We start from the raw sequence: 8,909 nt of genomic DNA, 5'->3' as shown, positions 1-8,909 counted from the left end.
GTCACAGCCCGATCCGCCGCCACGGCCGCCACAGCGCCGCGACCGCGGTCGGCACCCCGACCTCGGCATGGCGATTCTCGAACAGATGCACCGCCATCAGCACCAGCCCGTGCGCGATCGGCGGCGGTTGGCGGGTGGTGACGGTGCGGCTGGCGCGGAGTCGGCTGGCGCGGGCCGGGCGGCAGGAAAGCCGCTGGCAGGGCTCGGCGGAGTTCGCGTTCCGGATGTGGCGACAGGATTGAGGAGGGTGGCATGATCGAACGGGGAAGCGCGTTCCTGTTGAAGGTGGGGGACGGGGCGGCGGCGCCCGCCTTCGCGACGGTGGCGGGGCTGCGCACGACGCAGTTCGCGATCAATGGCGAGGCGGTGGTGGTGACCAACAAGGATTCGGGCGGCTGGCGGCAATTGCTGTCGGGGGCGGGCATCCGCAGCGTCAGCGTGTCGGGCGCGGGCGTGTTCACCGGATCGGCGGCGGAGGCGCGGATCAAGGCGAGTGCGCTGGCGGGGACGATCGACGATTACCGGCTGAGCTTCGAGAGCGGCGACAGCATGACCGGCCGCTTCCTGGTGACGCGGCTGGACTATGCCGGCGATTTCAACGGCGAGCGATCCTACACGCTGAGCCTGGAAAGCTCCGGCGCGGTGGTGGCGTCGTGAGCGGGGCGGCGAATCCCGTGCGCGGCGAGGCGGCGCTGGCGGTGGCGGGCGAGACGCTGGTGCTGCGGCCGAGCTTCGCGGCGCTGGTCGCGGCGGAGGCGGAACTGGGGCCGCTGTTCGCGCTGGTGGAGCGGGCGGCGGACGGCAAGCTGAGCCTGGCGGAGATGGTGGCGCTGTTCTGGCACTGCCTGCGCGATCCGCCCGAGGGGCTGGACCGGATCGCGCTGGGCGAGGCGGTGGCGGCGCTGGGGCTGGCGGCGGTGACGCCGGTGCTGCGCGTGCTGCTGGGGCAGATCCTGGCCGGGCGGTGAGCATGGACTTCGTGGGCGCGGCGGCGCGGGCGGCGGGGTTCGCGGGAGCGGTGCTGGGCTGGTCGCCCGACCGCTTCTGGGGGGCGACGCCGGCCGAGCTGGCGGTGGTGGTGGCGGCGATGCGCGGCGTGGAGGGCGGGCAGGCACCGCCCGATGCGGCGGCGATCGCGGCGTTGCGAAAGGCATTTCCGGATGGATGAGGTGGATCGGGCGATGGTGTCGGTGCGCGCCGACACGCGCGGCTTCCTGAGCGATGTCGCGTCGATGCGCCAGGCGCTGGAGAGCGGGCTGGGCCATGGCGCGGCGCGGGCGGGGGGACTGGTCGAGCAGGCGCTGCTCCGGGCAGCGCGGACCGGCAAGCTGAGCTTCGAGGATCTGAAGGTGACGGCGCTCCGGGTGATGGACCAGATCGCGGCGGCGGCGCTGCGCAGCGCCGTGCATTCGATCGTTATCGGGGGTGGCGGTTCCGGTGCCATGCCGACCGGGGGCCAGCCCGGACGGGCGACGGGCGGGCTCTTGGCGCCGGGGCGCGGCTATCTGGTCGGCGAGCGGGGGCCGGAACTGTTCGTGCCGACCGCGGCCGGGCGGATCGAGACGCTCGCCCCCGCCGCGGCGCGCGAGGTGCGGGTGTCGATCACGATCAATGCGGGGCGGAGCGAACCGGCGGCGGTGCTGCGCCAGTCGAGCCGGCAGGTAGCGCAGGCGGTGCGCGCGGCGCTGGGGTGAGGGGGAGCGACCATGGGGCATTGGTTGGCAGCGGCGCGGAACGGGCAGCGCGCGGAGATGATGCAGCGATTCGATCCGCGCTTCTGGACGGTCAATTTCCCGCGCCCGATGATGGCGGCGGTGACCACGATCGGCGAGACGGGCGATGCGTTGCGCGTCGACTGCGTCTTCTACAAGCGCGACGATCTGGCCGGGCTGATCTGGGAGGCGGAGGATCGGCACGATCACCCGCTGCTCCGCTACGAGACGGCGCGGGATTTCCGTCAGTGCCGGCTGCGGTTCCGCTGGCGCTCGGCCGGGGTGCGGGCGCTGGACGCGGTGCAGGGGCCGGTGCTGACGATAGAGGGACGCGATGCGGGCGGCGTGGCGCGCAGCTGGTATGTGCGGCTGTGGAACTATGCCAGCGGATCGCCGCAGGACGCGGTGGTAGCGATCGACTTCGCGACCGTGGAAGGTGGGTTCCGGCTGCCGGACGAGGCGGTGCCGGTCTGGGCGGGGGATGTCGACCGGATGTTCGTGTCGCTCGTCCCGCCCGGTTATGACGGGGGGGATGCGGCGCTGGCGGAACCGGCGGAGGGCTGGGTCGAGCTGACCGACATCGCCTGCGAGGGGCCGGGCGCGGTGCTGGCGCTGGGCGGGGCGGTGGTGCCGGAACACGGCCTGCGGATGGCGAGCGGCTATGACGACAGCTATCACCTGACGCCGGCGCGGCTGCTGCGCAACGCGCTGCACCTGGGGTATCGCGGGCCGATCGTCCATTATGTCGGCATGAGCCATTATTTCCGGCTCGAAGCGGCCGGCGGCGGTTTCTACGTGAGCGCCCGGGGCGGGGTGCTGAACATGGCGTGCGTGGCCTGGCATCGTGCCTTCGCGCAGGCCGCGCAGCGACTGGGTTACGGGTTGATCTGGTCGCTGTCGTACGAATTGTTCGACGCGCATTGCTGGGGGGACTGGAAGCAGCGGGCGGCGGACGGATCGCCGGCGCTGACCGGCTGGTCGCCGCCCTCGACCCTGCTGAGCCCGGCCCATGCGGGGGCGATGGACTGGCTGGCCCAGGTGGCGGCGGCGTTCATGCGGCTGGCGGTGGCGTCGGGGATGGCGGCGCGCTTCCAGGTCGGCGAGCCCTGGTGGTGGGTGCAGCCGGACCGTCATGCACCGTGCCTGTACGATGCGGCGGCGGTGGCGGCCTTCGCGCCGGTGTCGATCGCCAGCATCCGCGAGGTGACGACCGAGGCGCAGCGCGCGACGCTGGACCGGGCGGGGGCGTGCCTGGCGCGGTCGACCATCGCGCTGGCGGATGCGGCGCGGGCGGCGGCGGGGGGCCAGTGCGTCACGCATCTGCTGACCTATCTGCCGACCGTGCTCGATCCGCTGGCGCCGGAAGCGAAGCGGGCGAACATGCCGGTCGGCTGGGCCTGGCCCGCCTTCGACGTGTTGCAGCTGGAGGATTATGACTGGGCGGCGACCGGCGATGCCGTGGCGACCGCGCAGGGCGTGGCGGCGGCGACCGCGCGACTGGGCTATCCGATGGAGGCCCAGCATTATTTCGCCGGCTTCGTGCTGCGGCTGGAAGAGCGCGGGCAATGGCGAGCGATCGCCCGCGCCGCCGCGACGGCGCGGGCGCGCGGGGTGGCGGAAACCTTCGTCTGGGCGCTGCCGCAAGTGATGCGCGACGGCTTCGTTCATTTCGACCTGGAGGAGGATGCGATGCAGGCGTTCGACGATGTCGCCTTTCCACTGGGGCTGGGCCGGGACGTGGAGGTGACGCCGCATTTCTCGACGCAGATCGTGACGGCGGCGGGCGGCGCGGAGCAGCGCAATGTCGGCTGGGCGGAGGCGCTGAGCCATTATGACGTGGGACCTGGTCTGCGGTCCGAGGCGGATATCGCGGCGCTGCTGGGGTTCTTCCGCGCGCGGCTGGGGCCGGCGCGGGGGTTCCGATTGCGTGACCCGTTCGACTGGCAGGGCCGGGGCGAGGCGATCGGGACGGGGGACGGCGCGACGCGCCGGTTCGCGCTGGTGCGGCGCTATGGCGCGGCGGTGCGGCGGATCACGCGGCCCGTGGCGGACAGCGTGCGGGTGGCGGTGGCGGGGCGCGGGGCGGGGTTCCAGCTCGCCGACGGTGGCTGGGTGGTGCTGGACAGCGCACCGGCCGCCGGGGCGGCGGTGACCGCCTCGTTCGACTTCGACGTGCCGGTGCGCTTCGCCGAGGATCGGCTGAGCGTCAGCCGCGCCACCTATCTGGCGGGCGTCGCGGCGTCGGTGCCGCTGGTCGAGCTGCGCGAGGTATTTCCATGACCGCTGGGATCGGCTGGCTGGACGAAGCGGTGACGACGATCGCCCTGTGCTGGCGCGTCGAGCGGCGCGACGGGGTGACGATCGGGCTGACCGCGCATGACCGCGACCTGGAAATCGACGGCCTGGTCCATCGCGCCGCGCCGGGCATGGTGCCCTCGGCGATCAAGCGCTCGGTGGGGCTGGAGGCGGATACGATGGACGTGTCGGGCGCGCTGACCGGCGACGCCTTCACGCCGCGCGACCTGCTGGCGGGGCGGTGGGACGGTGCGCGCGTGATGATCTTCGCGGCCGACTGGACGGGCGCGGACACGCCGGTGCCGCTGGGCGAGGGGACGATCGGGGCGGTGGAGATGACCGACCATGGCTTCACCGCCGAACTGCTGGGCGCGGCGGCGTCGCTCGACCGGCCGGCGGTGGAGGCGACGGCGCCCGAATGCCGGGCGGCGCTGGGGGACCGGCGCTGCCGGGTGGCGCTCCGGCGGCATTGGGCACGGGTGCGGATGATCGACGAACGGACGCTGCTGAGCGATGTCGACGAGCCGGTGGCGGATGCGTTCGGCAACGGGACGGTCCGCTGGTTCGGGGGCGCCAATAGCGGGCTGGAGACGGTGGTGGCGCGGTCCGAGGGACGGCGGCTGGTGCTGGGCGCGCCGCCGGCCTTCGACGTGGCGGCCGACACGTTGGTCGAGCTGGTCGAGGGGTGCGACAAGAGCTTTGCCACCTGTCGCGACCGGTTCGGCAATGCGGCGAACTTTCGCGGGGAGCCGCATCTGCCCGGACTGGACCTGATCACCCGCTGGCCGGGGGGCTGAGCCGTGGAGGGCGGGGCGGTGGTGGCGCGGGCGCGCGCCGCTTTGGGCGTGCCCTTCCGATTGCATGGACGGGACGGCGCGGGGCTGGATTGCGTCGGACTGGCCGCGCACGCGCTGCGGCTGGAGGCACCAAGCGGCTATCCGCTGCGGGGAGGCGAGCCGGCCCTGGTGCGGGCGCGGCTGGATGCATTGCTGCATCCGGTCGAGGGGCCGCCGGTAGCGGGCGACCTGCTGATGATGCGGACCGGGCCGGGGCAGCTGTACCTGGGGATCTGGACGGGGGCGGGACTGGTCCATGCCGATGCCGGGCTGCGGCGGGTAGCCGAGCGGCCCGGTGCGCCGCCTTGGCCAGTGCTGGGATGCTGGCGACGATAAGGGAAGGAGCGGGCAATGGCGACGGTGGTGCTGACGGCGGTCGGGACTGCGCTGGGCGGGCCGGTCGGCGGCGCGATCGGCGCGCTGATCGGGCAACGGATCGACCATGAACTGTTCGGGCCCAAGGGGCGCGACGGACCGCGCCTGACCGAACTGGCGGTGCAGACCTCCTCCTATGGCAGCGCCATCCCCTGGCTGTTCGGGCGGATGCGCGTGGCGGGGACGGTGATCTGGTCGACCGACCTGATCGAGACGCGCAGTCGGTCCGGCGGGGGCAAGGGGCAGGCTTCGGGCGCGCGATACAGCTATGCCGCCTCCTTCGCGGTGCTGCTGTCGGGGCGGCCGATCCAGGGGATCGGGCGGATCTGGGCGGACGGGCGGCTGGTGCGCGGGGCGGCGGGCGATCTGAAGGTCAAGGCGGGCCTGCGCATCCATCTGGGGGGCGAGGACCAGCCGGTCGACCCGCTGATCGCCAGCGCGGAGGGCGCGACGCCCGCTTACCGCGGATGCGCCTATCTGGTGTTCGAGGATCTGCCGCTGGGCGAGTTCGGCAATCGCGTGCCGTCGCTGAGCGTGGAGGTCATCGCCGATCCGGGCGCGGTGACGATGCAGGATGTTGCGGGGGCGTTCGGTGCGGAGGCGGACGGTCCGGCGGTGCAAGGCTTCGCCGCCAGCGGCAGCGTGGCGGGCGTGCTGGCGGTGCTGGCGCAGGTCGCCGGGGGGCGATGGACGCCGGAGGGCGCGATGATGAAGCTGCGGGGGGACATGCCGCCGCGCGTGCTGAACGATGCGGGGGTGATGCCGGCGAGCGGATCGATGGAGATGGTGCGGGGGCGGCAGATCGCCGCGCCGGGCCGTGCGGCCCTGGCGGTGGCGCTGCGCCATTATGATCCGGCCCGCGATTTCCAGGCCGGGGTGCAGCGGGCCGGCACACCGGGCGCGCGAGCCGAAGCGATCGACCTGCCGGCGGCGCTGTCGGCAAGTGCGGCGAAGACGCTGGCGGGGGCCCTGGTGGCGCGGGCGGGGGTGGAGCGCGTGCGGCGGACCGTGACCCTGGGCTTTGCCGGACTGTCGGTGACGCCGGGCATGACCGTGACGCTGGCGGGCGAGGCGGGGCGATGGCAGGTGCTGGACGTGCTGGTCGAAGCGATGGCGGTGCGGCTGACGCTGGTACCGGTGGCGCCGGCTCCGCAGCCGGTGGTGGCGAGCAGCGGTCGGGTTGCGGCGGCGGCGGACGAGACGGTCGGCCGGACGCTGCTGCACGTCATGGAACTGCCGCCGCTGGAGGAGGTGCTGCTCGATCGGCCACGGGTGACGGTGGTGGCGTGCGGCACCGGGGCCGGCTGGCGGCGGGCGGGGTTGCTGTGGAGCGTCGATGATGGCGCGAGCTGGACGCCGGCGGGCGACAGTGGCGCCGCCGGGACGATCGGCACGGTGGAGCGGGCACCGGCGCGCGCACCCTCGACCCTGATCGACCGGGCAGGGGTGATGATCGTGCGGTTGGCGCGGACCGGCATGGTGCTGGCCGATGCGGATGACGCGGCGCTCGATCGGGGGGCGAACCTGGCCTGGGCGGGGGGAGAGCTGATCCAGTTCGGCCGGGCGGTGCCGATGGGCGGCGGCCGATGGCGGCTGGAGCGCTTGTTGCGCGGGCGGCGTGGGACCGAAGCTGAGGTGGCGGCGGTGGGCGATGCCTTCATCTTGGTCGAACCGGCGCGGGCGATTGCGATCGACCTGCCGATGGCGGCGCTCGGCCGGACGGTGCGGGTGATGGCGAGCGGCGTGGCGGATGCGGTGCCGGTGGAAGCGCGCGCGACGGTCGATGGCCGATCGATCCGCCCGCCCGCTCCGGTGAGGCTCGTTTGGCGGGAGGGCGTGGTGCGATGGGTCCGACGAAGCCGGCTGGGCTGGACCTGGGCGGATAGGGTCGACGTGCCGCTGGGCGAAGAGCGCGAGGAATGGCGCGTGACGATCATGCGGGCGGACGGCGCTCGACGCGACTTGGTGACGGCGACGAACAGCGTGGCGGTGGATCTGGCCCGGGGGGACCGGGTGGAGGTGCGGCAGCGTGGCACCTGGGCAGAGTCGTTGCCGGCGATCTGGACGATGGGAGAGGCATGATGGCGACGACGACTCGACTGGGCCTGCCGCTGCTGGAAGCAGGACAGGCGCAGAAGGAGATTTGGCACAATGAGGCGCTGGCGCTGATCGACCTGGCGGTGCAGGCGACGGTGACGGCGGCCGGGCTCGACGAGCCGCCCGCGGTTCCGGTGCCCGGTGCGTGCTGGATCGTCGGTTCGAACCCGACCGGGGCCTGGCGGGGGCAGGCGCTGGCGCTGGCAGGCTGGACGGAGGGCGGCTGGCGGTTCGTGACGCCGCGCGAGGGGATGGCGGCATGGCATCAGGGCACGCGGTCGATCGTCCGTTATGCCGAGGGGCAGTGGCGCGCGGCGGCGGCGGTGGTGCCGGCCGCGGGTGGTGCGACGGTGGATGCGGAAGCGCGCGCGACGCTGGCCAGCCTCATCGCCGGATTGCGCGGGCTGGGGTTGATCGCCTGACGGCCGAACAGCCGGCATCCAGCCTTTGAGGCAGAATATTGTCAGCTTCGAAAGCTTAACACGCCTTTCACTGTAAGAAAGATGCGGATGGCCGATCAGGATTACGGGTGAAACGATCGGACGGGACAGACCGAACATCCGATGGTCGCAACGCATCGAGCGCGCTGGCGACCGATGCGGCCGCCACGGCGAAGAGAGGTTTGGCAAAGCCAGGCTTTGCGCTTGAAAATGGCGCCCGACGGTGGTTGTTTGATCTGACCCGACCGACGGTCGGCGCAGGATCATCGCAAAATCGCGATTTTTTGCGGCGAAGCGACTAGGTGCAGCGGCGAAGTGCATGACCCAAGCCGTCCTCTCAATTTGTGGCTGTTTGGCAACAGTCCCAAAAGTTTGTCCGCTTGCGTGGAAACCAACCCCCGGTTAGTGGGTTTGCGTCGTCCGTAGTGACAACTAGGAAAGGGGACTATGATGCGGAAGATTGCCGTCGTACTGGCACTCGCCTCCACCGCACTCGCCACTCCTGCCCTCGCCCGCGATAAGTCGTGGTACGTGGGTATCGAGGGCGGCGCGATGATCGTTGAAGATATCGATTACGATGTCGCCAACCTCAACAATGCGGCTTCGGTCGATCACGATTATGGTTATGACGTCGACGGCGTGGTCGGTTACGACTTCGGCGGCTTCCGTCTGGAAACCGAAGTCGGCTATCGCCGGGCCACCGTTGACGGCTTCCAGTCGTCGACCACCACGCCCTTCTTCAACGGCGCTGGCGCTCGCGGCAACGCTGCGGCGGGCACCTACGACGCTGCCGGCGGCGCCACCTCGGCGCTCAGCTTCATGCTGAACGGCCTGCTCGACTTCGGTGACGACGATGGCATTCAGGGCTTCGTCGGCGGCGGTGTCGGCGTGGCTCGCGTCAAGGCGAACTATGCGCTGAACAACAACGGCAACTTCCTCGACGACTCGGACACCGTGTTCGCGTGGCAGGGCCTGGCCGGTATCCGCGCACCGCTGACCGATCACCTCGACGCGACGCTGAAGTATCGCTTCTTCAACGCCGACAACGTCAAGCTGGTCGACGTGTCGAACCGTACGTTCGACGGTCGCTTCCGGTCGCACAGCATCCTGGGCGGCGTGACCTACAACTTCGGTTCGCCGACGCCGCCCAGGAT

10 protein-coding genes and 1 pseudogene are annotated in these 8,909 nt (G+C 71.8%); all 11 read left to right on the top strand.

Features of this window, described 5'->3' with window-relative positions:
- Positions 1–242: pseudogene (locus BRX43_RS20645) on the top strand (hypothetical protein); the annotation flags it as partial.
- Positions 243–252: 10 nt separating this feature from the next.
- Complete coding sequence (locus BRX43_RS19410; RefSeq protein WP_125996707.1) at positions 253–657, top strand: phage major tail protein, TP901-1 family; 405 nt, start codon at positions 253–255, stop codon at positions 655–657.
- Positions 654–968 carry a GTA-gp10 family protein gene (locus BRX43_RS19405; RefSeq protein WP_125996706.1) on the top strand — a complete coding sequence of 105 codons (315 nt, stop codon included), beginning with the start codon at positions 654–656 and terminating at the stop codon, positions 966–968. The genes BRX43_RS19410 and BRX43_RS19405 overlap by 4 nt, the downstream gene beginning before the upstream one ends.
- Positions 969–970: 2 nt before the next feature.
- The gene (locus BRX43_RS19400; protein ID WP_125996709.1) at positions 971–1,168 is read left to right on the top strand and encodes a phage tail assembly chaperone; all 198 of its coding nucleotides are present in this window, start codon (positions 971–973) and stop codon (positions 1,166–1,168) included.
- Entirely contained in the window at positions 1,161–1,694 is a 534-nt protein-coding gene (locus BRX43_RS19395; RefSeq protein WP_125996705.1) for a tail tape measure protein, read from the top strand. Before BRX43_RS19400 ends, BRX43_RS19395 begins: the two co-directional genes overlap by 8 nt.
- A 12-nt stretch (positions 1,695–1,706) precedes the next feature.
- Positions 1,707–3,992, top strand: coding sequence for a DUF2460 domain-containing protein (locus BRX43_RS19390; RefSeq protein ID WP_125996704.1), 2,286 nt, complete (start codon positions 1,707–1,709; stop codon positions 3,990–3,992).
- On the top strand, positions 3,989–4,804 hold the full coding sequence (locus BRX43_RS19385) for a DUF2163 domain-containing protein (RefSeq protein WP_241215091.1): 816 nt from the start codon (positions 3,989–3,991) through the stop codon (positions 4,802–4,804). The genes BRX43_RS19390 and BRX43_RS19385 overlap by 4 nt, the downstream gene beginning before the upstream one ends.
- 3 nt (positions 4,805–4,807) lie before the next feature.
- Positions 4,808–5,179, top strand: coding sequence for a peptidoglycan endopeptidase (locus tag BRX43_RS19380; RefSeq protein ID WP_125996703.1), 372 nt, complete (start codon positions 4,808–4,810; stop codon positions 5,177–5,179).
- Between the two features lie 15 nt (positions 5,180–5,194).
- Complete coding sequence (locus BRX43_RS19375) at positions 5,195–7,300, top strand: phage tail protein (protein ID WP_125996702.1); 2,106 nt, start codon at positions 5,195–5,197, stop codon at positions 7,298–7,300.
- Positions 7,300–7,737, top strand: coding sequence for a DUF2793 domain-containing protein (locus tag BRX43_RS19370; protein WP_125996701.1), 438 nt, complete (start codon positions 7,300–7,302; stop codon positions 7,735–7,737). The genes BRX43_RS19375 and BRX43_RS19370 overlap by 1 nt, the downstream gene beginning before the upstream one ends.
- 468 nt (positions 7,738–8,205) lie before the next feature.
- A partial coding sequence (locus BRX43_RS19365) for a P44/Msp2 family outer membrane protein (protein ID WP_164523691.1) occupies positions 8,206–8,909 on the top strand: 704 nt, incomplete at its 3' end.

It is taken from the genome of Sphingomonas sp. S-NIH.Pt15_0812, from assembly GCF_003951315.1.
GTDB lineage: Bacteria > Pseudomonadota > Alphaproteobacteria > Sphingomonadales > Sphingomonadaceae > Sphingomonas.
This window is presented reverse-complemented; position numbering and strand designations above follow the sequence as displayed.

Bases quoted from the DNA above. Each gene is read 5' to 3' on its own strand.
- BRX43_RS19390 (WP_125996704.1), top strand. From the start codon at position 1,707: ATGGGGCATTGGTTGGCAGCGGCGCGGAACGGGCAGCGCGCGGAGATG.
- BRX43_RS19385 (WP_241215091.1), top strand. From the start codon at position 3,989: ATGACCGCTGGGATCGGCTGGCTGGACGAAGCGGTGACGACGATCGCC.
- BRX43_RS19400 (WP_125996709.1), top strand. From the start codon at position 971: ATGGACTTCGTGGGCGCGGCGGCGCGGGCGGCGGGGTTCGCGGGAGCG.
- BRX43_RS19410 (WP_125996707.1), top strand. From the start codon at position 253: ATGATCGAACGGGGAAGCGCGTTCCTGTTGAAGGTGGGGGACGGGGCG.
- BRX43_RS19395 (WP_125996705.1), top strand. From the start codon at position 1,161: ATGGATGAGGTGGATCGGGCGATGGTGTCGGTGCGCGCCGACACGCGC.
- BRX43_RS19370 (WP_125996701.1), top strand. From the start codon at position 7,300: ATGGCGACGACGACTCGACTGGGCCTGCCGCTGCTGGAAGCAGGACAG.
- BRX43_RS19375 (WP_125996702.1), top strand. From the start codon at position 5,195: ATGGCGACGGTGGTGCTGACGGCGGTCGGGACTGCGCTGGGCGGGCCG.